Source organism: Scytonema sp. PCC 10023 (assembly GCF_963920835.1).
Taxonomy (GTDB): Bacteria; Cyanobacteriota; Cyanobacteriia; order Cyanobacteriales; family Nostocaceae; genus Kalymmatonema.
Window position 1 is genome coordinate 1 of sequence record NZ_CAWUDP010000125.1, and the last position, 25,599, is coordinate 25,599.

General features: G+C 42.8%; 25 protein-coding genes. 18 read left to right on the forward strand and 7 right to left on the reverse strand.

The window, feature by feature from the left end; translation table 11 throughout:
• Positions 1–89: 89 nt before the first annotated feature.
• A complete protein-coding gene (locus ACM0OZ_RS41860; RefSeq protein WP_414588793.1) occupies positions 90–827 on the forward strand; it encodes an RNA-guided endonuclease InsQ/TnpB family protein in 738 nt (245 codons plus the stop codon).
• A 311-nt stretch (positions 828–1,138) separates the two neighbouring features.
• On the opposite strand, the gene ACM0OZ_RS41865 is transcribed toward ACM0OZ_RS41860, so the two are convergent.
• Entirely contained in the window at positions 1,139–1,357 is a 219-nt protein-coding gene (locus tag ACM0OZ_RS41865; protein WP_041041516.1) for a hypothetical protein, read from the reverse strand.
• A 594-nt stretch (positions 1,358–1,951) separates the two neighbouring features.
• On the opposite strand from ACM0OZ_RS41865, the gene uvsE reads away from it, so the two are divergent.
• The gene (gene uvsE / locus ACM0OZ_RS41870) at positions 1,952–2,920 is read left to right on the forward strand and encodes a UV DNA damage repair endonuclease UvsE (RefSeq protein WP_414588794.1); all 969 of its coding nucleotides are present in this window, start codon (positions 1,952–1,954) and stop codon (positions 2,918–2,920) included.
• Between the two features lie 136 nt (positions 2,921–3,056).
• Here the strand turns inward: uvsE and ACM0OZ_RS41875 are convergent, their stop codons facing one another.
• Together ACM0OZ_RS41875 and ACM0OZ_RS41880 are read right to left on the reverse strand one after the other, a co-directional pair.
• Positions 3,057–4,268, reverse strand: coding sequence for an RNA-guided endonuclease InsQ/TnpB family protein (locus ACM0OZ_RS41875; protein ID WP_414588795.1), 1,212 nt, complete (start codon positions 4,266–4,268; stop codon positions 3,057–3,059).
• A 559-nt stretch (positions 4,269–4,827) separates the two neighbouring features.
• The gene (locus ACM0OZ_RS41880) at positions 4,828–5,070 is read right to left on the reverse strand and encodes a hypothetical protein (RefSeq protein WP_414588796.1); all 243 of its coding nucleotides are present in this window, start codon (positions 5,068–5,070) and stop codon (positions 4,828–4,830) included.
• A gap of 234 nt (positions 5,071–5,304) precedes the next feature.
• On the opposite strand from ACM0OZ_RS41880, the gene ACM0OZ_RS41885 reads away from it, so the two are divergent.
• Entirely contained in the window at positions 5,305–6,903 is a 1,599-nt protein-coding gene (locus tag ACM0OZ_RS41885; protein WP_414588797.1) for an Hsp70 family protein, read from the forward strand.
• Positions 6,904–7,121: 218 nt separating this feature from the next.
• Here ACM0OZ_RS41885 and ACM0OZ_RS41890 read toward each other — a convergent pair whose 3' ends face one another.
• Positions 7,122–7,634 carry a L,D-transpeptidase gene (locus tag ACM0OZ_RS41890; protein WP_414588798.1) on the reverse strand — a complete coding sequence of 171 codons (513 nt, stop codon included), beginning with the start codon at positions 7,632–7,634 and terminating at the stop codon, positions 7,122–7,124.
• A gap of 286 nt (positions 7,635–7,920) precedes the next feature.
• Here ACM0OZ_RS41890 and ACM0OZ_RS41895 point away from each other — a divergent pair, with 286 nt between their 5' ends.
• Entirely contained in the window at positions 7,921–8,052 is a 132-nt protein-coding gene (locus ACM0OZ_RS41895; protein ID WP_414588799.1) for a WD40 repeat domain-containing protein, read from the forward strand.
• Positions 8,049–8,387, forward strand: a complete 339-nt coding sequence (locus ACM0OZ_RS41900) for a hypothetical protein (protein WP_414588800.1) — start codon at positions 8,049–8,051, stop codon at positions 8,385–8,387. Before ACM0OZ_RS41895 ends, ACM0OZ_RS41900 begins: the two co-directional genes overlap by 4 nt.
• On the opposite strand, the gene ACM0OZ_RS41905 is transcribed toward ACM0OZ_RS41900, so the two are convergent.
• On the reverse strand, positions 8,380–9,012 hold the full coding sequence (locus ACM0OZ_RS41905; protein WP_414588801.1) for a bifunctional 4-hydroxy-2-oxoglutarate aldolase/2-dehydro-3-deoxy-phosphogluconate aldolase: 633 nt from the start codon (positions 9,010–9,012) through the stop codon (positions 8,380–8,382). The genes ACM0OZ_RS41900 and ACM0OZ_RS41905 overlap by 8 nt on opposite strands.
• 353 nt (positions 9,013–9,365) lie before the next feature.
• Between ACM0OZ_RS41905 and ACM0OZ_RS41910 the strand changes: the two genes are divergently transcribed.
• From ACM0OZ_RS41910 to ACM0OZ_RS41950, 9 genes are all read left to right on the forward strand, one after another.
• Positions 9,366–10,208: a DUF2382 domain-containing protein gene (locus ACM0OZ_RS41910; RefSeq protein WP_414588802.1), complete on the forward strand. Its 843-nt coding sequence runs from the start codon at positions 9,366–9,368 to the stop codon at positions 10,206–10,208.
• 290 nt (positions 10,209–10,498) lie between these two features.
• Positions 10,499–11,407 carry a DUF2382 domain-containing protein gene (locus tag ACM0OZ_RS41915; protein WP_414588803.1) on the forward strand — a complete coding sequence of 303 codons (909 nt, stop codon included), beginning with the start codon at positions 10,499–10,501 and terminating at the stop codon, positions 11,405–11,407.
• 241 nt (positions 11,408–11,648) lie between these two features.
• Positions 11,649–12,545, forward strand: coding sequence for a DUF2382 domain-containing protein (locus ACM0OZ_RS41920; RefSeq protein ID WP_414588804.1), 897 nt, complete (start codon positions 11,649–11,651; stop codon positions 12,543–12,545).
• An 880-nt stretch (positions 12,546–13,425) separates the two neighbouring features.
• Positions 13,426–13,602, forward strand: coding sequence for a hypothetical protein (locus tag ACM0OZ_RS41925; RefSeq protein ID WP_414588805.1), 177 nt, complete (start codon positions 13,426–13,428; stop codon positions 13,600–13,602).
• Positions 13,603–13,614: 12 nt separating this feature from the next.
• Positions 13,615–14,673, forward strand: coding sequence for a permease (locus ACM0OZ_RS41930; protein WP_414588806.1), 1,059 nt, complete (start codon positions 13,615–13,617; stop codon positions 14,671–14,673).
• A 91-nt stretch (positions 14,674–14,764) separates the two neighbouring features.
• Positions 14,765–15,538, forward strand: coding sequence for a TIGR03943 family putative permease subunit (locus tag ACM0OZ_RS41935; RefSeq protein WP_414588808.1), 774 nt, complete (start codon positions 14,765–14,767; stop codon positions 15,536–15,538).
• Between the two features lie 172 nt (positions 15,539–15,710).
• Positions 15,711–17,213 (forward strand): Ig-like domain-containing protein, encoded by a 1,503-nt coding sequence (locus tag ACM0OZ_RS41940; protein WP_414588809.1) that lies wholly within the window; start codon positions 15,711–15,713, stop codon positions 17,211–17,213.
• 38 nt (positions 17,214–17,251) lie between these two features.
• Positions 17,252–17,389 carry a hypothetical protein gene (locus tag ACM0OZ_RS41945; RefSeq protein ID WP_414588810.1) on the forward strand — a complete coding sequence of 46 codons (138 nt, stop codon included), beginning with the start codon at positions 17,252–17,254 and terminating at the stop codon, positions 17,387–17,389.
• Between the two features lie 456 nt (positions 17,390–17,845).
• Positions 17,846–19,273: a hypothetical protein gene (locus ACM0OZ_RS41950; RefSeq protein ID WP_414588811.1), complete on the forward strand. Its 1,428-nt coding sequence runs from the start codon at positions 17,846–17,848 to the stop codon at positions 19,271–19,273.
• 42 nt (positions 19,274–19,315) lie between these two features.
• Here the strand turns inward: ACM0OZ_RS41950 and ACM0OZ_RS41955 are convergent, their stop codons facing one another.
• Positions 19,316–21,568 carry an NAD(P)/FAD-dependent oxidoreductase gene (locus tag ACM0OZ_RS41955; protein WP_414588812.1) on the reverse strand — a complete coding sequence of 751 codons (2,253 nt, stop codon included), beginning with the start codon at positions 21,566–21,568 and terminating at the stop codon, positions 19,316–19,318.
• Between the two features lie 160 nt (positions 21,569–21,728).
• Between ACM0OZ_RS41955 and ACM0OZ_RS41960 the strand changes: the two genes are divergently transcribed.
• A complete protein-coding gene (locus ACM0OZ_RS41960) occupies positions 21,729–21,962 on the forward strand; it encodes a hypothetical protein (RefSeq protein ID WP_414588813.1) in 234 nt (77 codons plus the stop codon).
• Positions 21,963–22,234: 272 nt separating this feature from the next.
• On the opposite strand, the gene cimA is transcribed toward ACM0OZ_RS41960, so the two are convergent.
• The gene (cimA, locus tag ACM0OZ_RS41965) at positions 22,235–23,908 is read right to left on the reverse strand and encodes a citramalate synthase (protein ID WP_414588814.1); all 1,674 of its coding nucleotides are present in this window, start codon (positions 23,906–23,908) and stop codon (positions 22,235–22,237) included.
• 368 nt (positions 23,909–24,276) lie between these two features.
• Here cimA and ACM0OZ_RS41970 point away from each other — a divergent pair, with 368 nt between their 5' ends.
• From ACM0OZ_RS41970 to ACM0OZ_RS41980, 3 genes are all read left to right on the forward strand, one after another.
• Positions 24,277–24,615: a 2Fe-2S iron-sulfur cluster-binding protein gene (locus ACM0OZ_RS41970; protein WP_096565430.1), complete on the forward strand. Its 339-nt coding sequence runs from the start codon at positions 24,277–24,279 to the stop codon at positions 24,613–24,615.
• Positions 24,616–24,632: 17 nt separating this feature from the next.
• Complete coding sequence (locus tag ACM0OZ_RS41975) at positions 24,633–25,010, forward strand: hypothetical protein (protein WP_414588815.1); 378 nt, start codon at positions 24,633–24,635, stop codon at positions 25,008–25,010.
• A 187-nt stretch (positions 25,011–25,197) separates the two neighbouring features.
• On the forward strand, positions 25,198–25,599 hold a 402-nt coding region (locus tag ACM0OZ_RS41980; RefSeq protein WP_414588816.1), incomplete at its 3' end, for an FAD-dependent oxidoreductase.

The following is a 25,599-nucleotide window of genomic DNA, read 5'->3' on the forward strand; positions in this document are numbered from 1 at the left end:
TTGACACTCTTGCTATGTACGGAGTTTTTTCAAAAATCAAATAGGACTCCTATATCAGCAAAACATTTACAGATAAGTACTTTGCGTCTGTGCTATGTGAAGTTGATAGTGATGTAAATCAACCAAGTGGCGACAGGATACTAGGTATTGACCTTGGGTTGAAAGACTTTGCTATTGTTCATGATGGTAATGAAGTTACCAAACATTCAAATCCGAAACACCTGAAGCGTCATGAGAAGAATCTAGCTAGGAAGCAGAAAAAGTTTGCTCGTAAGGTAAAAGGTAGTAATTCAAAAAACAAATATAAAAAACTAGTAGCCAAGGTTCATGAACGAGTGTCAAATTCCCGCCAAGACTTCTTGCATAAATTAAGCAGAAAGTTGGTCAACGAAAGCCAAGTTATCGTTGTAGAAAATCTCAACGTCAAGGGAATGGTGCTCAACCGCAAGCTATCAAAGTCGATATCCGACGTGGGCTGGGGAATGTTTATTAACTTTCTGGACTACAAGTTGAAACGCAAAGAAGGACAACTTGTAGAGATAGGGAGATTCTTTCCCAGTTCTAAAACGTGTTCATGTTGCGGTCACGTTCTTAATGAGTTAACGCTCGATATTCGTGAATGGGATTGTCCTAGTTGCGGCACTCATCATGACCGTGATGGTAATGCAGCACTTAACATCAGGAATCAAGGGATTCGGATATTATCTATGGACGGAGGGAACCCCGTTCTTGCCGAGCCGAGGCGGAGTAAGACCAATAAGCCGAAAGGTAGAAAGGCATCTGTCAATGAAGCCGGAAGCCTACACCGTACCGTAAGGTCGGTGTAGGTAGTTCACTGTCCTCTCTTGCCTTGTGCGGTGAAAAAATAGGTATTCTTCTGGCGGGAACCGAGTAAGAGGCTTCATTAAAAAATCGGGGAAATTTTTAGATTTCTCTAAATTCCCCCGATTTTTTGCATTTGCAAGTAAGTAAATACACTTTTGGCGCACCCTCCATTGCCGTAAAAAGTGCTTTGTTTCAGATACTCAACCTTCCAATTTTTAAAAAAACTAGCGCCAATCAGGACTATTGTCCTCGTATCTTACTATTTGGTTTTATGGCTGCTACATTTGCATTCCATCAAACATCAAAAATGGAATTATGCCTTAGATGTGGGCTTGAGAAATAACCAAGCCACAAAGAAAGTTGCAGCGGTAAACAGTTGCGTTAGATCCAACGCAGACAGATAGCCATCGGAAAACGAAGCAATGCTGCGATCAGTTATACCAAATACCCAAGATGAAATGCCAAACACCCAAATTCCATTCTTAAGATTTCCCACAAATTGATTAGAGTCTGACTGTTGCTGGTTATTCATGATTTTCTCCGTTGTTGAAGAATCTGATGGTTAGAGGATGCACCAGCGGCGAATCGTCGCTACTGGTAGATTTTTGGTGCGATACTTCCGCACCTGATAGCTTTTTTGACTCTGACTGCTGAATATTAAATTTCTTTACTATATTAATAAATATTTAAGCTACTTGACATCAATGCCAAAAGATACATATGCCAAACCTGTATTTTTGGATTTGTAGCCATAGGTACTTTTGTCAAGAGATTATAAATACCAAAATGAAAAAATTTTGTTTCAATTATGACATTTGATTTAATAAAAGTTTACTATTTTTCATAAATCTATCTTTAGGCAGATATACTTCTACAACACTGTCTTGTTGTCTTTATCGGAACGGAAGCTTGTAGTTCCTATGAAAATGGACAAACTCTAGAGACGTTGTATGCAATGCCAAGGGGCGGGGGTGAGGTAATTGAGCCGCAACGCGCGTATTATTTTTGAATTTATAATTTTGAATTTTGAATTTGAGCAAAGCGAGTGACTTCTGCCTTTAGATACTCACCACTCAAGGGTAGAAATAAGTTAAATCAAAGAAGTGGCGTAATAGTGATATGTAATATGTCAGCAGTGCGGGAGTCTAAATCCCTATCAGGGATTGCAACTAACAATTCACCTAATGCACAGCAGTTGGAAAAAACTGCTCCACCGCACTTAGGACTGGTTTGCATTACATTTTCCAAAGAGGTGCGCTTCCGGACAATAACGCGCACGCGCTACTTAGAACTTCCAGAAGAGCAACGGGAAACCGCGCTGAAAGTACTTTATCGCGATAACTTACAGCGCTTGGATTTGGCGTTAACTTTTTGTGTGCGGAACTCACTGCGGCTTTATCGGATGACTTCTAATTTGTTCCCCATGAGTGACTGGGAGGACGAAGTCGGCGCAACTGTTTTAGAGAAGATGAGTGCAGATTTAGCCAAAATCGGGCAAAGGGCGGCAAGATTGGGCATCCGAATGGTACTACATCCAGACCAATACGTGGTGCTGAGTTCTGATTCACCACAAGTGGTGGCATCTAGTATCAAAATTTTAGATCGCCACGCCCGCACATTAGACTTACTAGGTTTACCACGTTCTTCTTGGTCATTGATGAATATTCATGGTGGCAAATCTCAACGCCCAGATCAACTGGTGGGGGTGATTTCAGAATTGCCAGAAAACATCAAAAGCCGCTTGACTTTGGAAAATGACGAACACGCTTACAGTACTCGTGAGATTTTAGAAGTTTGCCAACGGGCTGATGTACCATTGGTATTTGATGCCCATCACCACATCTGCCATGAAAATTTAGAGAGTTACGATGATCCGAACGTGGCGGAAATGTTTTATGCCGCACGAGAAACTTGGGATAAGCCTGAGTGGCAGTTGGTTCATATTTCCAACGGTGAAGAAGCTTTTCAAGACAGAAAACACAGCGACTTGATCACCGCGATGCCGAGTGTTTACCGAGAAGCGCCTTGGATAGAAGTCGAAGCTAAGCATAAGGAAGAAGCGATCGCCCATTTGCGCTCTTGGTGGCTGCAATAAATTCCCTAATCTTCGGTGTCTGAGGGCGATTTGATTTTCTCTAGGCACTTTTTTGATTTTTCTAAGAGTTCCCTGGTTTCCTGGATATGCTTCTTAGATCTTTCTATACGTTTCTGGGACGACTTCTGTGAACTACCTACACCGCCCTGACGGGTCGGTGTAGGCTTCCGGCTTCATTGACAGATGCCCCTTTCCTTGGAAGGTAGGTGGTCTTACTCTGCCTCGGCACGGCAAGAACGGGGTTCCCTCCGTCCATAGATAATATCCGAATCCCTTCATTCCTTATGTTCAATGCTGCATTACCATCGCGGTCGTGGTGAGTCTTGCACTTGGGACAATCCCATTCACGGATATCGAGCATTAACTCATCAACAACATTTAAGCAGCACGAACAAGTCTTTGAACTGGGAAAGAATCTTCCTATTTCTACAAGTCGTCCTTGTTTACGCTTCAACTTATAGTCTAGGAAATTAACAAACATCCCCCAACCTACATCGGATATTGACTTTGATAGCTTGCGGTTCCGTACCATTCCCTTAACATTGAGATTCTCTACAATGATGATTTGACTTTCATCTACCAGTTTTCTGCTTAGCTTATGCAGAAAATCTTGGCGGGAATTTTGAACCGTAGCATGAACAAGAGCTACGAGTTTTCTGTACTTGTTTCTTGAATTACTACCTTTAACTTTACGAGCAAGTTTTTTCTGCTTTCTAGCTAGATTTTTTTCGTGCCGTTTGAGATGTTTTGGATTGGAATACTTAGTAACTTGGTTACCATCATGGACGATAGCAAAATCCTTTAAGCCCAAATCAATACCTAGTGTTTTGTCACCAGATGATTGATTAGTATCTCCCTCTACTTCACACAGAATAGATGCAAAGTACTTATCTGTAGGAGTTTTGCTGATGGTAACTGTCTTAACTTTTCCCTCAATTGGTCTATGAAAGACAGCCTTAATTACTCCAATTTTGGGAACATCCAGACAATCACCTACAACCTTAACGTTTTGCGGATACTGAATGGACTGCTTATGATGCTTAGACTTGAATTTTGGAAACTTGGCTCTACCTTCAAAAAAGTTTGTATAAGCCTTGTTTAAGTTAATGGCTACACACTGTAGAACAGCAGAATAGCAATCTTCTTTCAACCAAGGATGTTCTACTTTTAATTGCGGGAGATAAGCCTTGTAAACACTTATTTTTAACGACTTTCCAGTTTGTTCGTAGTGTTGGATGCAAGCATTTAAGGCATAGTTCCAATACCATCTTGCACAACCAAATGATTTGGCTAGAGATATTTCTTGTTCAGTTGTTGGGTATAGTCTTACCTTAACTGCTTTCAACACTTTTAATCACCTCCTTGCTTTATATATGATAACATTATAAGGAAACAATGAGGAAACAAAATAAAGGATAAATATATTAGAGTTAGAACATCTGAAAGAAGATTAAATAAACTTCGCTTATATGCATCTTTAACAGAAAAAACAATGACTCAAGTAATTGATGAGATGATTGACTCGTTAAAAATCCCGGAGATTGACAAAAACTCGGGCACCCCACTCCCGCGTTGACCGATGGTCAACATAGGTCGGAGGTGCGCCGAGTTTTTGTCCGGCTATTCATCCCACACTGCCCTATCGGGTCAGATGTGGGGCTTCTAGCCGTTCTAGCTAAATTCTTTGATTTCTTATGGGCAAGATTCTTTTTTAAAGGATTTGTTTGAAGACTTAACCTGTCTGTCTGTTGCAATTCTTCTGGTTTAACTTTTTCGCCATAAATAAGAGTGATCAACTCAGCTATAGACTCACTCTTCAATGTTTCACTTTTCAAAATTGTCTTAGCTAGTTCCTTCGCCTTAAAGAGTGTTAAGTGTTCTAAATTTTTTAGACGCAAGTTGCCCCTTCAGGGGCAACTTGCGTCTAAAGTGAGTGCAGTAAACAACTCTTCGTTTGTGATCTTCAATTCTTGCTCTAGCTGTTGCAGTTGGTTCTCTTTGTGCTGCAAATATAGCTTTTGGCTCTCTACCAACTCACGCAAAAACTCTACTTGCTCGCGTAAAAACTTTATTTCCTCAAAAGCAGCCAATATTTCATCAGCACAAGCTGCCTGTTGTGCGATTTCGGGCTGTTGTTGATTTTCCTGCATAGCTTGAATGATATTTTGCTAGCAGGCATAGGACACCATCTAGCTTTGTTATGATCTTTACATATAAATTTCATAAAATAAATCCTACTTTAAGGCATTGACTTTTTTGTTTAATTATTATGTGGGCAGAGTGCTGAGAAAACTCCTGTCGAAATAGCTGCGCTCTTAAAAATACAATGGGTAATGGGAAAATAATTTCACGCTTTGCATCTTTGCGTGAGATGATTAACAATTATGGCAATAGCAATAGATTTTGGAACGAGCAACACAGTTATCGCTCGGTGGAACCCAGTTACCCAACAACCAGAAACTCTCAACATACCTGGTTTATCGATTCAACAAAGTCTCAACCCCCCACTGATTCCCAGCTTGGTTTATGTTGAAGATGCCTCAAAGGGACAAGTGTTGGTGGGTCAACAAGTGCGCGATCGCGGTCTTGACCTGAAAAACGACCCGCGATTTTTCCGCAGTTTCAAACGCGGTATTGGTGCAGATATCCAAGGTTTCTTACCTGAGATAGATGGACAAATTATCAGCTTTGAGCAGGTAGGGCAATGGTTCCTATTGCAAATTATTGAGCAATTGGCACCAATGCAAGGCGGAATAGACTCTCTGGTGTTAACGGTACCTGTAGACAGCTTTGAAGCTTATCGTCACTGGCTAGGACAAGTTTGCCAAACCCTAAGCGTCGAACAAGTGCGGATGTTGGATGAACCAACAGCTGCTGCTTTAGGTTATGGTATGGCAGACCAAGAAATTCTCTTGGTGATTGACTTTGGCGGCGGAACATTAGATTTATCGCTGGTGCGCCTGGATAAAAGCGTGCAAACCACTCAAAAGCCCATAGGATTTCTTCTCAAGTGGGGGAATAAGTCCTTAGCCGAAGACTCTAAGCAAAAGGTAAAAACCGCTCGCGTACTGGCGAAGGCTGGGCAAAATTTGGGTGGTACTGATATTGATAATTGGCTGGTTGATTACTTTGCCAAAACCCAAGGGCTTGTGGCTAGTCCCTTGACAACGCGACTGGCGGAAAGGGTGAAGATTCAGCTTTCAAGCCAAACCCAAGCGAGTGAAGTTTACTTCAACGATGAGACGTTTGAAAGTTATGAGTTAGAACTCAACCGCGATACCCTAGAAAGTATCCTCAAAGAACACGCGTTTTTTGAACAACTTGATGAGTCAATGAGTTCCCTGTTGCAGCAAGCGCGACGCCAGGGAATAGAAGTTTCAGACATTAATGCTGTTTTACTTGTTGGTGGGACTGTGCAACTTCCAGCCGTCCAAACATGGGTGAAGCAGTATTTTGAACCAGAAAAAATTCGTTGCGAGCGTCCTTTTGAAGCTATTGCCCAAGGTGCTTTGCAGCTTGCTCAAGGTGTGGAACTGAAAGATTTTCTTTACCATAGCTACGGTATCCGTTACTGGGATCGCCGCAACAAATGCCACAGCTGGCATCCTATCATTAAAGCTGGGCAACCTTACCCAATGAGTCAGCCTGTAGAATTAGTTTTGGGCGCTTCTGTGGAGAGTCAGCCGAGTATTGAATTAATTATGGGGGAATTGGGAGCAGATACAGGCGCTACAGAAGTTTATTTTGATGGCGATCGCCTGATTACTCGCTCAATCGCCACCGGACAAACAAACGTCAAATCCCTCAACGATAAAGATGGTGCAAGAAGTATTGCCCAACTGACACCGCCTGGATTTCCGGGGAGCGATCGCGTCAAAGTCCGCTTTCAAATCGATGAGCAACGCTTTTTGCGAATCACGGTTGAGGACTTGTTAACCAGTGAAACGTTGTTGGAGAATCAACTCGTGGCGCAGTTGAGTTAAACATGGCTTGTAGTGAGCGCTTACTACACCAGTACAAATTGACCTCTTTCCTAACCCCTCCCCACCTCTCCCTAACCCTCCCCTCTTAGGGGAGGGAAGAGGAGCAGCTTTTTTTACTGGGAGGGGAAATAGCCCCCTTCCCTGGTAGGGAAGGGGGTTGGGGGTTAGGTCTGTGCTGCTGTACTTGACTCAACCGCCGAACCGCCATAACCCATGACCTACCTTTGCACCACCACTGGTGTTCCTATCGACGCCCAGTTAAATAGCCGCTTAGCCTGCTTGGGAGGCAGATTGACACAACCGTGGCTGACTGGCGTGCCAAATTTTCGATGCCAATATGCACCGTGAATCCCATAGCTTCCACTGTAATACATAGTATGTGGAACGTCCGGAATATCATAGTCTGTACCCCGCATTCGAGTAGACTTAAGCTTGGATTGAATTTGAAAAACACCAGTGAGAGTTGGGGTGGATTTCTTACCTGTGGAAACCATGATTGCATAAAGACGTTTGCCTCCTTCCCAAGCGACTAAGCGTTGGTCTGAAAGGTCAATTTGAATCCAACGTTGATCGGATTTTTGTAGCGTCTGTATTTGTTGTTTAATTGTCTGGCTTTTGGATTGCGCCCAAACCTCATTTGAAGCAGCAAAAAAAATATTCAAGGTCAGTGCTGTCCCAGTCAACAATAGTTTCACAGGACGCATCCATATAGGAAAAATCAGGCTTTTCATAGCATATATACTCAAATAACAGCGCTTTGGGGAAAGTTTTCGCTTTCTCCTATACTTCCCAGTTTATTGCTACGACATGACGCCATTTTGTCTGATTTCATCCTGATGGAAGCACCAGCGATAATATCTGCTTGGGGTTATAAGCCGAATGGCTTATTACAGCGCTTAGGGGTTTCCAACGAATAAATTATCCAATTTGTGGCATGGGATTGGGGAGCGTCCTATAAACTGGGCGGGCAAGGATGCCCACCCCACAAAAAAAGTTGGATATTTTTTAATTTGGAAGTTGCTAAGCACTGTTGTAGGACATAATAAAGCCGTTTGGTCTGTGGCTTTCAATCCTCAAGGTCATACCCTCGCCAGTGGCAGTGCAGATGAAACTATCAAGATTTGGCAAGTGCCTTCAAAGCAGCTATGACTACGCCGCCTTTCGCTTCAGAATTAGCGGCAGTTTTGACTAAGCATCCCGAGAGTACCGATTCCACCCTGTTTTATCCTTTGACTCAAAAAGTCTACAACCAACTGAATCAAGCTTGGCAACAACGGGGACGGGCTGAGGAAAATTTAGGTTATCAGTTGGTTAACTCAGATGGTGCTCAGTTCACTCAACAAACAACGAAGAATGACTTACTCTACAAGCTGGTGAAAAGACGACCAGCAACTAGGGAAGAGATTGTTCATTTTAAGGTGGTGTTTACCAAGCAAGGCATACTCCAAGTTAGTCCTTGGCGAGGATATAACACGACTAACTAATTTTTTGGAGCAAGTTTGCTGCTATTTGAGCGATCGCCTCCCAATTTTCAGTATCTACAAACTCTTTGGGAAACAACTGACTACTCAAACCAACTGCGATCGCCCCTGCTTGTAAAAATTCCTTGGCATTTTCTAAAGTCACACCCCCTGTCGGAATTAAGGGAATATGACCCAATGGTCCTCGCAAACTTTTTATATACCTTACGCCTCCTACTGCTTCCACGGGAAACACCTTGACACAGGTTGCGCCACTAGACCAAGCCGTAACCATTTCTGTTGGGGAGAGGGCTCCTGGTATGATAGGTACGCCTATATCCACTGCTGCTTTAATCATCACTGGATCAACGTGGGGAGTGAAGAGAAATTGTGCCCCTGCAGCAATTGCTTCCCGCATTTGCTCTAGATTAAGCAGCGTACCAGTTCCAATAGTACAGTTAGGTAATTCTACCCTGAGTTGCGCGATCAATTCAGTCGCACCAGCACTATTCCAAGTAATTTCAATCAACTGCATTCCTCCAGATGCCACAGCTAAAGCCAATTGGCGTGTCAATGAGACCTCTGCGGCGCGGATAACTGCAATAACTTTGTGTTGTTTGAGCTGTGATAACCAAGATTGACCAGACATTTTTATTAGGTTTTCTTTTAGAGTTGAAATTTTGAATTAGTAGTCTCAATCACAATAGTCTAAACTTCTCTACCTTTTGGAATTCTAATCTCTATCTTATTATTTATTGACTATTTTTTAACATCATACCATAGAGAGATTGAATGAAAAGAATCAGAAGCTCAACCCAAGTAAAATTATATCTTTATAAGTATATATTGAGTTATTTACTCTTCCGTCAATAGTCTCCCAACTAAAGAATGATGACTAATGGCTGATAATTAATTACATAAATTAAGTCGCCAGCGAGATGGCAATCATCAAATCTATTTCTACTGTAAAGAATAGATGTTCTTAAATGTAAAGACAAGATTATGCCTCTCTACAAACTTGCAGACTTTGATCCAAACTATAGAGAAACTTTTGGTGGTGACGATATCAGAACTTTAGATTTATATACAGAAGGCAATGTAAAAATTGGGTCAGTTGCCGATGTGCTAGTTGATGCAGATGGTCGTTTTCGCTATCTGGTTATAGACACTCAATATGATTCTTCTGATAAAAGAATATTATTACCGATTGGTCTTTCCCGTATTGATTATAATCAGCACCGCGTTTTTGTTGATGGACTCAGCAAAGAGCAAGTGCAACGTTTGCCTGAGTACAGAGACAACATAACCGTTGATTACGATTATGAAGAGCAGGTACGCGGTGCGTATCGTCCAATATCAAGTGACGTTGCTTACAATCGCGATACGTACAATTATCAACAAGATGCATCCTTGTACAATTTGAATGACGAGAACCATCAAACTTTCAAACTGTATGAAGAACGCCTCGTAGCCAGCAAAAGCCGTGTCAAGACAGGGGAAGTAGCAGTTGGTAAGCACATTGAAACAGAAACAGCACGAGTTTCTGTACCAATTGAAAGAGAGCGAGTTGTTATTGAGCGAATTAATCCTACAGATGCAGGCAGAGCAGTCAATCCCAGCGAACTTCAGTTTCAAGAAGGGGAAATAGCACGCATAGAAATCTATGAAGAAACGCCTGAAATTCACAAAGAGGCGTTTGTGCGTGAGGAAGTCCGCGTCAGAAAAGTGGTTGATAGGGATACAGTTGAAGCAGAAGAAACAATTCGTCGGGAAGAGTTAGATATTAATACTCAAGGGGATTTGCCCATAAACCAAGTTGATACGACTCCAAATGATCGTTTTTAAATTGCTTAGCCAAAAAAATCTCAATTAAAAATTGACTGTAAAATAATACAGGCAAAAGGGTAAACATACATCTTTTGTCTGTGTTTCTTTTTGATGTAAAAAAATATCTGAAATTGCTAACAGGATTAGGAAAAAGTCAAGAAAGGATGAACTATACAAAAATCAAAAAGAACTACCACTATTGAGCATTAATAATATAATTTAAGTCATTCGTTAGGGAGATGGAGCATAGCCGGGAAATTCTTTAAAGTACTTGGTAGGAGATACAAAGACTTTGAGGGGAAAATAGCATGGCTTTACACAAAATTGCAGATTTCGATCCAAACTACAAAGATAGTTTTCAAGGTACTGATGTCAAGGGGCTGGGCGTCTACACAGAAGTAAACGACGAAAAAATTGGTACAGTTAGTGATGTTTTGGTAGATGAAGAAGGTCGTTTCCGTTATCTAGTTGTTGACTTAGGTTTCTGGATTTTTGGTAAGAAAGTTCTTTTACCAGTTGGTCGTTCTCGCATCGACTATAACCTTGATCGTGTTTTTGCGCTTGGCTTAACCAGAGAACAAGCTGAAAATTTACCTGAGTTCAACGAGCGTGATACCGTTGATTACGACTACGAAGAGCGCGTACGCGGTGTCTATCGCACCCCCGGAAACCGACCTGTAGATACATCAGCTTCTCTGGAAGCATCAGCTCCTCTAGAAGCATCGGCTCCTTTGGCGGGTGCAGCTTATCCAGCAGCAACAACTCCCACTTACGACCGTAATAGCTACAATTACGACCACGAGCCTTCTCTGTTCCAATTGAACGAGCAGAATAATCAAACCCTGAAACTATACGAAGAACGGCTAATTGCCAATAAGAGACGCCAAAAAGCTGGAGAAGTAGCTATTGGCAAGCACGTTGAAACTGAAACTGCGCGAGTTACGGTTCCAGTAGAAAAAGAACGAGTCGTTGTTGAGCGAGTCACTCCAGCCGATGCTGGTAGAGCAGTTGCTCCTGGCGAAGCTAACTTCCGTGAAGGAGAAGTTGCTCGCGTGGAAATCTACGAAGAAACAGCTGACGTTCGCAAAGAAGCATTTGTGCGTGAAGAAGTCAGAGTGCGGAAAGTTGTAGACCATGACACCGTTGAGGCTCAAGAAACAATTCGCCGTGAAGAATTGGATGTGAACGCTCCTGGTCTTCCCATTGATGAACGCTAAATCAAGCCTTGTAATTGCCTGACCAGCCGCCCGCAAATAGACAAATTTGTGCGGCTGAGAGCAAAAATCTTCTCTAAAAGAACTCGAAGAGCCTTTTAGTTCACCTTCATCAATGTAGAGACGCGCAATTGCCTCACCTAAGAGTAGAGCAAGGCTTACGCGTCTCTATTTCCCATTTATTTATAAATAAATGGATAAATTATTTTAGAATTTTAGGGTAAGCAGTTACTAAGTGCTAACAATGACTTACAAAACATTTCCTATAAACAATGAAAAGGCAAGTAAAATCACAAGAATTAGCGCCTTGCTAGAAACTTTGAGGGCAAAAGTGAAAAATTATGCTGTCATTGATAGGCAAGGTCAGGTAGTAGGTGAGGTTCAAGATTTAATCATAGATGGCAATCGTCAGTTAAACTTTGTGGTATCTGACTCGGATAATCAGGTAAAGGATCAATTGTTTCTATTAAGTAGTAAGCTAGTTGAAAAAATTGATTCACAAATTAAACAAATTTTTATAAACGTGGATAAATCACAAATAGAACAAATAGAATATTTACCTGAATATATACAAAGAGAAAGCCAAGTCAGTGAAATGGAACAAAATTCAAACACTCCAGAAGCAAATACACAAGACTCAGGGAACATTGCAGGAGTAACAAATGCTACCGATATCCACATAGATTCAGTAGAAGAAATTATTCGTTTGCTAGGAGAACGATTAGTCATTGACCGCACGAAGCGCAAAATTGGCGAGGTAATTGTCCGTAAAGAAATTGAAACTGAAATAGTACAAGTTCCCATCAGGCGCGAGAAACTGATAGTAGAACAAGTTAGCCCAGAACGCAAACAGCTTGCAGAAATAGATTTGGGACAAGAAGAAATTTCTGGTATTGATTTGACTCAAGCCCAAACACCAGAAGGGGTGACTGAAGGAGAAACACCTGCATTGGCTAATTTTGATGGCGGTTTAACCGTGAGTGGTGAATTTAGCTCCCCTAAAATAGCTAGCTTACTTTTAAATGCGATCGCCCTTGAGCGAAATCATGGATGCAAAGCGGTGCAAGTCACAATTCTGGTAGAAGATCAAGAACACCAGAAAACATACCAGGAGTGGTTTGCTCGCACAGCAAAACAGTAACAACAGCCGCGTAGGCAATACAATTGCTCTCCCTAAATTTAAATTTTGTGTAAAGACGCAAAGGTCGAGACGCGCCATGGCGCGTCTCTACACTTTTGCGTCTTTGCGTTTTTAAATGATGTTATCAATGTTTGATGATATTCCGCCCCTGTGTATCAGCAGCAGATTTGTCTTTTCAAGATAATGGTGTTAAAAGATATCTATCCTATGGATGATTTGCTAAAATTTAATGCCACCCTGCCTGGAAAACTGTAACACTTTTGCTTGAAACGCATACAGCACCAATTTCTAAGCTAGAAGTCAAAAGGGCTCTTAGTCTTGCTTTTAGACAAGAACATTGTACTTCATGCACGAACAATGTGCTGTATGTCGTCCACAGAGCCTTCTGCTCCTGGGGTAGGGTTGATTTTTAAATAAATTCAGCCTGAGTACGAGAGCGTATTTGTTCCATTTTGGTCTTGCGAGTTGAAAATTTTTGTAGTAGGTATTTATCCATAGTCATATGGGATGTTGCCAAAAATAGTAATATCTCATAATAAGTAGTTACCAAGAGCGATCCCCGAATGTTTAAAAACTGTGAACCCTTTATGAAAGTGCGTAAGACACAACATAATATCAAGAAGAATTTACTGAGCTAACCGTAATTGTGCACCCTAAGTGCTGACACTCCGAAAGTGGAACTATTTCTTAAGTTTAACAATCTAGTGCTTAAAGGCAGAAGGCAGCAGGAACTGTAGGGCTTTGCCCTAACCTAAACGAAGGAAATAATGTTTGTGATATCTGCCTTTTGACTAGTTCTGAACTGCCCTTGTTATTTGCGCCACGCTGCACTAGGAATAAGATTCATCTTTTGTACATGGAGGCAAGTATATACAGCTAAATGAAACAGGTTATTGCTAATGGCTCATGCGCAACTAAAGATTGGCAACAGACATATGTCACAATTAGCATTAAAAAATCTTGTGACTTGAGTGCTGTTTCATTGTCCCTACCTGTAGATAATACCGATTTTGAAAAAAATGATTTGGCACAACCGAAAAACTCAACAGCGCTTTGATCAGCGAGACACATGAATCAACTGAACAATGGTTTTACCCTTTTTCTCAGTCTGCTCGTCGAGGCGATACCTTTCTTGTTGCTTGGGGTTTTGTTCTCTAGTTTGCTACTGTTTTTTGTCGATGAGCGCAAACTGGTGGAAAAAATGCCCAAAAATCCTTTGCTGGGTGCATTAGCTGGTAGCCTAGTGGGCTTTTTATTTCCTGTTTGTGAATGCGGTAACGTACCAGTAGCACGGCGGTTGCTCATGCAAGGAGTACCGATACCAGTAGCAATTGGCTTTTTGCTAGCAGCACCGACAGTCAACCCGATTGTCATTTGGGTAACTTGGACGGCATTTCGCGATCAGCCAGAAATAGTGGTGTTACGAGTCGTATTTTCCCTATTGATTGCAGTCATTGTTGGCTTTGTCTTTAGTTTTCAAAAAGACTTAGCAACGATTGTAGAACCTGCGATCGCTCGTTATCTGAAATTCAACCCACCTGCAAACCCACAAGGCAAACGCTCCACCAGAAATCAATTAGTACAACAGCAGCAAGCAACGCTACCCACCTTACTACAGTCTGGGACTTATTTGCTAGGAGGGCAAGCAGGTCAAACGATGCGGATAGATGCTAATGGCGTGCAAGCAAATATGGCAACCTCTAAACCCAGTAAACCCTTAGCAGATAAACTGCGGTTGCTGGTGGATAATTGCGTGCAAGAATTGCGCGAATTAGGGGCGGTGTTAGTTATAGGAAGCGCGATCGCTGCTGCTATTCAAGTATCAGTCCCTCGTGAATTTATCATCAGTTTAGGATCTGGTCCAATTACCTCAATCACTGCCATGATGATATTAGCTGCAGTGGTGTCAATTTGCTCTACAGTTGATTCATTTTTTGCCCTGTCTTTTGCCTCAACTTTTACCAGTGGTTCCTTGTTAGCTTTTCTGATATTTGGACCAATGATTGATATCAAAGGCATTGGTTTATTGTTATCAATTTTGAAACCAAGGGCTGTCATCTACTTGTTTGTTTTAGCAGGACAGTTAACATTTTTATTGACCCTCTTCATTAACTTGCACGTTATTTAAAAAAGGAGTTATTTTTCCTTTGGTTATTTCTTCCTTTGTCATTTGTCTGTTGCGTTCTGACTAATGACTCATGACTCATGACTAAACACCAATGACTTCAATACCAAAAACAAAATCTAAAATCCGTAATTATAAATTACAGTCTTGGGTTGATGTTTTAGCAATCACAGCTTGGGGTATTTTAATCCTCAAGTACTGGCTAACTAATAAACTCAACTTGTTAATTCACCCCGATTACTTTTGGTTAGCAATTACAGGTGCAATTGGCTTGCTCATTGTTAGTGGCTTCAAGACACTGCAACTTTTGCGGCAGCGGCGTGAGGTGGCTCCAAGTGTGCAGCACCTGAGTTTCTTTCCACCAGGTTGGGGTAGTGCAATACTCTTAACAGCAGCAATCCTAGGATTAACAATTACACCCCAGGTTTTTGCCAGCCAAACAGCGCTTGCGCGAGGTGTGACAGATTTAGTGGGAGCAACACGCGCCCAACCTCAAGCATTCCGCCCTTCGACCCGTCCAGAAGAGCGAACACTCCTAGATTGGGTACGTACGCTCAACGTCTATCCAGAACCAGATTCATATACAGGACAAAAAGTCAAGGTACAGGGATTTGTTATCCACCCACCGGATTTAGGAAAAGAATATTTCTTCTTGGCACGATTTGTCATCACTTGCTGCGCTGCAGATGCCTATCCTGTGGGATTACCTGTAAAACTGAAAGAGACTCGCGATCAATATCCACCCGATACCTGGCTGGAAATTGAAGGACAAATGATGACGGAAAATTTGGCAAATAAACGCCAATTGACTATCGGTGCAACTTCCTTGAAAAAAATTCCCCAACCGAAAAATCCATATTCTTACTAGTCAGGAGTTGATAGTCGAAAGTCATCAAAATCGACTAATGACTAATAGACTTCTTGCAAAAGTCGAAAAAAAGAATAATTAACCACAGATGGACACAGATGGACACAGATGAAATCAAAGAGATGCAATATTGTCTAATGTCTAATGACTAATGACTAATGACTAATGACTAATGACTACTAGTAAAACTTTTTTCCAACCACTAGATCGTATTGCTATCGGGCTGATGCTCATCCTCAGTCTGCTGATTGGGCTATTAATGTTACAGGGTGATGCAGTTAAGCCTAGCGTGCGTCATTTTAGCTGGCAGAACCAAGAAGTTGGAGCAGATGATATATCCTTCAGCCTCACCTTTAGTCGCCCAATGGACTCAAAAAGCGTAGAAGATAACATAAGAATCGATCCGCCCTTAGCAGGTAAAATGAGTTGGGCAGGGCGGCGGATGGTTTACACACTGATGACACCAGCCCCTTATGGAACAACGTACAAAGTACAGCTAGAGGCAGCCAAGGATAAATTTTCGGAACAAGAAGGAAAAAACAGACAAATACAACCGTTTACAGGAAGTTTTCGCACACGGGATCGCGTTATTCTTTACGTCGGAGCAGATCAACAAGACAAGGGACGATTAGTTCTCTACAATCTCACCCAACAACAAAAAAAAGTACTCACGCCTCAAGACTTACTTGTGATGGATTTTAAGCCCTTTCCAAATGGGGATAAAATTTTATTTTCTGCTCGCAAACTCGGAAGCCAAGACTTACTTTCATCTCAGCTTTATACTGTCACAAGCGGTATTTCTACGCAATCTGAAAAAGAAGCAGAAGCACCAGGTAGAGTTGACCTAATTTTGGATAACAAGGAATATCAAAACCTGAAATTTGACTTATCGCCTGATGGACAAATTCTTGTTGTCCAACGAGGCAAAAAAGATGATCCAGGCGACTTTGGGCTGTGGTTTATGCCCGTAAACAGCAAAAATTCTCAAGACAAACCAACCCTCAAACGTCTCAAAAGTCAACCAGGGGGAGACTTTATCATCACGCCGGATAGTAAAGCTGTCGCAGTTGCCCAAGGTCAAGGTGCAGCAATATTAGCCCTGGAAGCAGAAACCAGCAAACCCCTAGATTTTTTACCACAGTTTGGCTTAGTGCAGGCTTTCTCTAAGGATGGTTCGCAAGCGGCAATGGTCAAGTTTAATTCAGATTACACCCGAGATTTGTTTCTGGTGACTAACCAAGGCGTGCAAAAACAAATGCTACGCACCAAAGGCTCAATTGTTAGCTGCCAGTTTGATACCGCCTCACCCACCCTTTACTGCTTGTTAACTCAGCTCTTACCAGGAGAACTGTATCAGGAACAGCCATATTTAGTGGCGATCGACCTCAAAAGCGGGCAACAAAAACCACTGCTGGTATTGCCCCCCGACCAACGGAATGTGGAGATGAGTTTAGCACCTGATGGTTTGGGGTTGTTATTTGACCAAGTTGTACCGCAGACAACCCCCACCGGCTCATCACAAGCAAATATGTTAACAACTGATGACGGACAGACAATAGCTACCAGTAGCCTGTGGTTAATGCCCCTGCTGCCCATTTCCGACCCTGCTGCGGCAAACGAGATTAAGCCAGAACAACTTCCCCTAGTTGGATTTCATCCCCGTTGGCTGCCGTAAACAAGAAGGGGAGATGAAAAAGGCGAATCTAACGTAGGGTGGGCACTGCCTACCTTCCTATATCGTTGGTGTGTCGTGACTGGACAGTACCCACCCTACAAATTACTGCAACTTGGTCTTTTACCAACTATGAGTTGTCTTTTAATCGGAATAATAAAGGCGATCGCTTTTTTTAGTGGTTTCCCCTAGAAAAATTTTCTTACTTATCATATTTATACTCCACTGTCAACCTCTAGCTTGATAGAAATTAATACAAATTCGCACCCCTGATGGTAAGATACTCAGGGGTATATGTTTTCTCCCTTTGATTTACAGATCTATCAAACTGCAACATTGTATCAACATCATTGTTGTATTTTTCCAAAGAAAAACTGCTACAACTGTTTAGCAGAGATAAACAGGGTAAGACTATCAAACAACATATGTTGCTTCATCAAAAACGAGAGTATTTTTTAATTCTGTTTTTTTTGCAAGCAGCAGTGAGGAAAAGCTATAACTAGCTCATGTTTAGTGACTTAATTACACAAGAAACTAAACTTGCCTTCGATAGTCTCTTGTAATGAGACAGCATTTATATGTCATGCTACCGCAGTCTCTGCTTTGTAATTTAAGGCTGGTGGGTGAAGAGAGTGATGAATCAAACTGACACCCCAAACAATGGGGATTTTGTTGAACCCCTAACAACTACGTATTCGCTGCAACCCGAGCAGGTGAGTTGTCCATTCTACTCAGTTAACAATAGTGGAAGCACTGCTGTTGCTAACCAGCCACTACTGGCACCAACACAAAACAACCAGTGCGAAAGCGAAATTGCATCAGAACAAGATGCACTGCAGCAAGAATGGGTTGCAGAACCTAACAGCGAAAAACAAGAACTCATAGACGCTGAATTCCAGAAATTGCTGGAGTTGAATCAAGAATTACGTTCTGCCAATAATGAGTTGTATGACAAAGTAGAGGAGCTAAAAGCTACCTTAACTGAGTCAGAGATGGCTTTGCAGTGGCACAAAAAGCGCTCAAGTGTGACAGAGTCGATGCTTAACCAACAAACTCAGGAACTTACTGCCACTCAAGAGCAAGTAAATTCCTTATTTCAACAGTTGGAAACTGCTGTGCAAACGGTTCAGCGCCAGGAAAGTTTGATTTCAAATTACAAAGCGCAGCTAGAAATTAGCCAACAACGCCTTGCTCAATTAGAGCGGGAATGTGCGCTGATGAAATCTAGCTGCAACGAACAGTCTCACCAGCTATTGCAATCAGAAAACTCTTGTCGAGAGCTACGGACGAGGCTGATGCGACAACAACGCCAGACTCTACAATTTAAAGCAGCTTTGGAAAAGTGTCTGGAGACACCAGTCCCTAGCTACGATTCCCTTGATCATAACGACATAAACAGCAGTCAAACAAGACCATCTAGGCACTCTAGCTTTTTGTTTTCCCAAGCGCAACCGATTCGACCTTGGTCAGCGGAATCTGAATTTTTTACAGATAGTGTAGATAATCCTTGCGGGGAAACGATCGCATCACCCCCACACCAATGGGATCATTCCATACCTAATCCATCGTCTAGTTGGGACACCTCAGATCCAAAAGAAACATTTACACAAACGCAACCAGTTGACACACCACAACCAGAAATTGAAACAGTTTCATCTTTGGGTTCAGCAAGCTTAGAAGAGCAATTGGATGGTGTGCTGCAAATGTTTTTTGTTGCCAATCCTGTGTCCACATCTGCACAACCTGCTGCTGAAAAAGATGCAGCCAGTACCTTGGCGTCTGAAGCTATTTGGGAAACTTCTGTAATACCCCAGACTTCGGAACCAGAAACTGCTCAAACATCACTAAGTATTGATTCTCCAGAGGAAACTGAGGACTATTGGATACAGGTATCGCAATTGTCATCTGTGGAATTGTCAGAAAATACTGACTCTCAAGAGCTGACTAACTACGATACCAACTCCAATTCTCCCTCCCCAGTGCTTTACCCGCAGCGTGCACCCAAGCGGCGAAAGTCTTTGGCTGCTGTGGAGCTACCAAATTTTAGACCCAAGAGCCATTAGTCATTAGTCATTAGTTAAGAATTTTTGACTCATGACAAAGAACTAAATGGCTTTTGGCTTCTGAAGTGTCGTTTCCGATGTAACTTGAGCTACTGAATTTTGGGGACGTGCAATGCCTGTGGTGAGAGCATAGCTAATCGCTAATAGCCGTAACCACAATGCTGGATATCGGGGTTCCAGCCAAGGACCAATTTGCCGAAGAAAGCGTGGGAACCATCCACTAAGCAAAGTGCGTAAAAGAGCGTGGCGACTGAAGTCAAAATAGTTTCCAGTCCATCTGAGTAAATCCTTAGCACCTGCAAGTTCCCAAATCCACGGTAGCAATGCAGGATTGTTCCAAGCTGCTTTAATCGCTAGCCGATTAAAGGTCAACCAATCGAATCTATCTTTAATGAAATTATCTGCCACCTCTGGAGGTTCATCTGCCAACAACCCAAAAAAGTTGTTAAGCATAGAGTTAATTCGCTGGGGTGGTATAAATTTGCCAGTAGGAACCATCATTCCTTTGGAAAACATCCAAGTGACGGCAATATTATTTTGAAAGGCGCGAATTTGGTTCAAATGGCGGAAACTCAGCAAGTCATGTTTGAGGGCGGTATCTAAAAGAGTTGTCAAGCGTTCTAGGTTGCGAACCAAAGAACCAAAGCCAGTGAAAACTAAGGGAGACTGGAGTGATGCTGCATCGCCGATCGCTATCAAACGGTCAAAAGCAACAGTGCGATCGCGGCTCCCCACACTAAAATGCCCCGGTATATATCCAAAAGTCGGCTTTTTCCACACCAGCTTATCCATATCGCAGCGGCGGTACTCTGGCAAAATCGTGAAAAAGTCCTCGTACATCTCCAGCAACGAACCGGGGTTTTTGGGATTCACTTGGTGGTAATGAAATAAATAAATTGTCAATTCTTCATCTGCTCCAGGAAACAGCTCCCAAATCAACTGCCTTCCTCGCGAGATATCCCCATGACTGTATAGCACATCGCCATACTGAGAATCCCATACTCCCGGTTCAAATCCCCGCTCAACGACTGCTCCCACAGTCGGGCAAACACTGTCGAAAGCACGACCACCATTCAATTGCCATGCAATTGGTGAAGCGGTTCCCATAGCATCCACTATTAGTCGCCCACTCACTTGCTTTTGGGTTTGACTGGTTAAATCCTTGACAGTAACAACGACTTGTGTATTATATACATCTACCTGCATGAACTCTGTCTGATCCCAAATTTCACCACCTGCGGCTCGCAGCTTTTGCCCACACATTTGCAACCATTTCTCAGAATCTAAAGCCACATTGAGCACTGTAGGGGTGTGTAAAACAGGCGCTTTTAGGTGGCTAGGATTATTAGCATCAAAAAATTTATTAAATCCGTCTTTGTACTCCCGTGCAATAATCGATTCCACTTCTGCAGTCGTCACCAAACCCAAGTTGAGTAAACTTTGAATCTCATCGCGGGAAATATTCCATTCTCGGTTCATTCGCCCAAAAGGCAATCGTTCCAACAGCAGCACTCGATAGCCCAGTTTTGCCATGACTGCTGCATGGATAACCCCAAGCGCCCCGCCGATGTAGATCAGGTCGTATTGGGGCGAGGATGAGGGGGATGAAGGGGATGAGGAGGATGAGGAGGATGAGGAGGATGAGGAGGATGAGGAAGATGAGGAGGATGAGGAGGATGAGGAAGATGAGGAGGATGAGGAAGATGAGGAGGATGAAGAGGATGTTGCTCCCTTATCTCCCTCATCTCCCCCTGCTCCCTCATCTTCTCCTACTCTCCCTACATGGGAAAACACTACTTGACGCGGCTGCTGGGGATTCCGTACACCTTCGCGCCATCTTTGCTCCCACCAGTAGGCTCGCTTCAAGTCATATTCCCCGTTGGGCATTTTTTGAAAATATTTAACAGTCAGGGGGTAGTAGGGAGCAAGCGCCTCAAAAATTGATTGCTTAGACAAATCAAGCGTTGGAGGTTCAGGGTATTCATGGGGGAAGCGACTTCTCAACCCAGTGGTGAGCTTTTTAAGAATTTGTTGCTCTCTGGGAAAGGGTTTATCTGCCCAACGGAACGCTTTCAAATAGGTGGTTCGCTGCACTGACCAAATGAAAACAGAAAGTTCAACCGGTAGCTTTTCCGAAATAGTCCCAGTACTAGTTGTAGTATCAGAAACTCTCAAGCGAAAGCCTTGCGGGGTGAGTACTTTTTCTCCAATTCCTGGTTCAAAATCAGTATGTAGCCAGTTGCATACAGCGTTTGTCTCGGGAGTAGGGATTTCCAGGTAAAGAATCTCTTGCATTTTTTTCTAAAATCTCCGATAAATCTATAAATTAAGACCGATTTAACAAACGAATAAAGTATGGTAAACTCCGCCGTATCGGTTGAATGAAAATTCAGTAAAGAAATATTAAGACTTTCTCACATTTCTTGTTCATTCTTTGTTTCTGTAAACGTACGCCATGAATTATCCCATCCCAGACAGTCCACAAGAAATCGTTGCCTTGAGACAAGCGCCGATTGATGAAGAATTGGTTGCTGCTGCGATCGCTGGTGTCATCAAAATTGTTCGTTCTCAGGGTCAATCCTTAGAAGAGTTAACCGCCCAGTTGCTAGCTGACGATAGCCTGCTAGACCTACAACAAAGACGGTGGCTGAGCCAACTCGTTGCTCAAGCATGGGAAAGTTTCTCGTAAGAGAAGCGAGTAGCTAGTAGTGAGCAGTGAGCGTGAGTGGTTATTAAACAACTAACAACCAACAACTAACATACAGTGAATTCTTCAACCAAATTGCCAATCACCTTCGTGGTGTGGGAGTTTCAATAAATTGTCTGGGATTGGCAATTGGATCTTTGAAAGAACTCATAACCAGAGAACTCAGAAACCGCAGCTAGGAACTCAGAACTCACGTTAAATCAGAGGAGACGTTGAGAATTCTCCGCAGCGATCGTGCGCGACTTGGCGGATTTTCAACTCGAAGTACTCAAAGCCGCTTCAGCTTGAGAGTGCAACAGAAGACCATATTCCAAACCTTCTACCACTGCTTGATAAGACGCCTCCAAAATATTGGTGGAAACACCAACCGTTGTCCAGCGTTGATGACCGTTACCCGACTCTACCAAAACACGGGTTTTCGCTCTTGTTCCGGTGTGTCCATTGAGAATCCGGACTTTATAATCTGTCAACTCAAACTCAGCCATTTGGGGATAGAAGTTTATCAAAGCCTTGCGTAAAGCCGCATCTAAAGCGGCAACAGGCCCGTTTCCTTCGGCAGCTTCTAGAATATCCTTACCCTTGACAGCGACTTTTACAGTGGCAAGAGCATTAGAAGTTCCTTTCCCCTCAACCAAGTCACAATGAACTTGGAAACCTTTGATTTCAAAGAAAAGCTGGCGACTGCCTAAAGCTTCGCGCATTAACAACTCAAAACTTGCCTCCGCCGCCTCAAATTGAAATCCTTCGCTTTCCAAAACTTTCAGACGTTGCAGGATTTGCCCTGTTGTGGGGTTATTTTTATCGAGTTCAATCCCAAAAGTGCGTGCCTTGGCTAAAACATTACTGACTCCAGACTGTTCAGAAATGACGATCCGGCGGCGGTTTCCGACTTGTTCCGGTTGCATATGTTCGTAAGTCAGAGGATTGCGTTCCACCGCCGATACATGAAGACCACCTTTGTGAGCAAAAGCCGAACGTCCGACAAACGGAGCATGTTCGTCAGGAGCAAGATTTACGACTTCGCTTACGAAGCGGCTCGTTTCTGTCAGCTGAGACAATCGGTTATCTTCAATACACTTATAACCTAGCTTGAGTTGTAAGTTGGGAATCAACGAACAGAGATTGGCATTGCCGCAGCGTTCACCATACCCGTTAATGGTACCTTGAACCATCTTCACTCCTGCCATAACACCAGCTAAGGCGTTGGCAACTGCCGTATCTGAATCGTTATGAGTGTGAATTCCTATCTGAGGAATTGGTGATTGGCGATTAGGGATTGGGGATTGGGAATCTTCCCCAGTCCCCAGTCCCCAATCCCCGATCGCCTTTACCACATCTGTGACAATTTGAGTAATTTCGTGAGGTAAAACGCCGCCATTAGTGTCACAAAGAACTATCCATTCAGCACCAGCAGAGATTGCTGTCTGTAATGTCTGTAAAGCATAATCTGGATTTCGCTTGTAGCCATCAAACCAGTGTTCTGCATCGTATATAATCCGACGCCCTTGAGAGCGAAGATACTCAATCGTATCCTGTATCATCGCCAAATTTTCTGCAAGAGTTGTCCTGAGTCCTTCTGTAACGTGTAAATCCCAAGACTTGCCAACAATTGTCACCCAACGGGTACCAGCAGCAAGAATTGCTGACAACATTGGATCATCTGCTGCTGTTTTTTCAGGGCGTCGGGTATAGCAAAAGGCGACAATCTCTGCTTGAGTCAGCGGTTCTTCTTGGAGATGCCAGAAAAATTGTACATCCTTAGGATTTGCTCCAGGCCAACCACCTTCTATGAAAGGAATTCCAAGTTGATCCAGCCTGCGGGCAATGCGTAACTTATCTTCTATGGACACCGATAATCCTTCACGTTGAGTACCATCCCGTAGCGTTGTGTCATAGATCCAAAGTTGGGGTGAGGAATTTGCAGTCATAAAATAGGAACTCTTGGAGACAACTTTTAAGGCAATGTGTAAGTACAGTTAAGGATAGGGCAAGACGAAAGTACTACAGGATACTTGTTTAGTTCTTAAAAAAAGATTTTACCGTTCCTTAGGCTCACTCAATAAGAGTGCTGAGCCGGATAAAGGAAACAAAAAGCAGAATATAGAATGCAGTTGGCATTTCTGAGTTCCTAGAATAGCGACTTCTCAGTTGTTCCCCGCCTACAAAAATCTATTGAGTGCAAGATGTCTACTTTTTTGAGGTCTAAGGTTAGCTATTGTTATATAGTGTTTCGGTATTTTTCTATATTGAAATGAATTGTTACAATACAACAACAAGCTAACGAGCGTGTTCACGAATGCCCAAGGTACAAGCTCAAGGTAAAACAATTGAGTGCGTTCGCGGAGCCAATCTGCGGCAAATATTGCTGCAAAATGGTGTTGACCTCTACAATAGCGGTGCTAAGGTTATAAACTGTCGGGGAATTGGCAGCTGTGGAACTTGTGCAGTTCTTGTAGAAGGCAAAGTATCACAGCCAAATTGGCGCGACAAAGCGCGGCGGTCACTACCTCCCCATTCTCCTACAACAGACCTACGCTTAGCCTGCCAAACCAAAGTTTTGGGCGATGTGAAGGTTACAAAATATGATGGATTTTGGGGACAAGGTTCTCAAATAGTTTGGACATCAGAAGTTTAAGACGGAGAAATAACGATATGGGTAGATGGACACCACTTATTCTTATGGCCGGCGGCTTAGCAATTTTGCTTGGTACATTGCTGGGTATTAGCTTTCCAATGGACGGACGAAATAATACGGCTCAAGCACCAGCACCAACATCAGCACCAAGGGGTAAAGAATCAAAAGTTCTGCCAGCTAATATCAATGTTAATAGCACTGCCGCTGGTAATGCTCCCGCAAACGACCAAAGAAATAACGTTGCCCAGACAAATCAGAACAGCAACACTAACAATGACCAAGTTCAAGACGACACAAGCGGTGGTAACAACAATCAACCAGGCAATCAATCACCAGGCAATCAATCACCTAATGAAACAAATCAGAATACCGAACCAGTTCGAGCCTTGTGGTAGTTAGTCATCAGTTACAAGTTATGAGTTATAAGTTACAAGTTATGAGTTATGAGTTATGAGTGACGAGTTGTTAGTCCAAAGTCTATAGCTCAAAGTCCATAGTCCAAAGTTCAAAATTTTATGACTAATGGCTGTTGACTAATGACTATCGACTCTTGACTAATAACTAACTAATGACTAATGACTAATGACTAGTGACGTTTTAATTATTGGTGGCGGCGTCATCAGCTTGGCGATCGCCATTGAATTAAAATTACGCGGTGCAAAAGTGACAGTGGTCAGCCGCGATTTTCCTGCAGCTGCTACTCATGCTGCCGCTGGGATGTTGGCACCCAGTGCCGAAAGAATCCCAGACCAAGCAATGCAAGAGTTGTGTACGCGCTCTCTGTATTTATACCCTGACTGGACGCGCAAGCTCGAAGAATTTACCAGTATTCATACTGGTTATTGGTCGTGCGGTATTTTGACTCCAGTCTTAGGGAAAGACAAGGGAGATGAGGGAGATAAGGCAGATAAGGGAGATAAGGGAGTTATATCCTCCTCATCCTCCTCATCCTCCTCATCCTCCTCATCCTCCTCATCCTCCTCA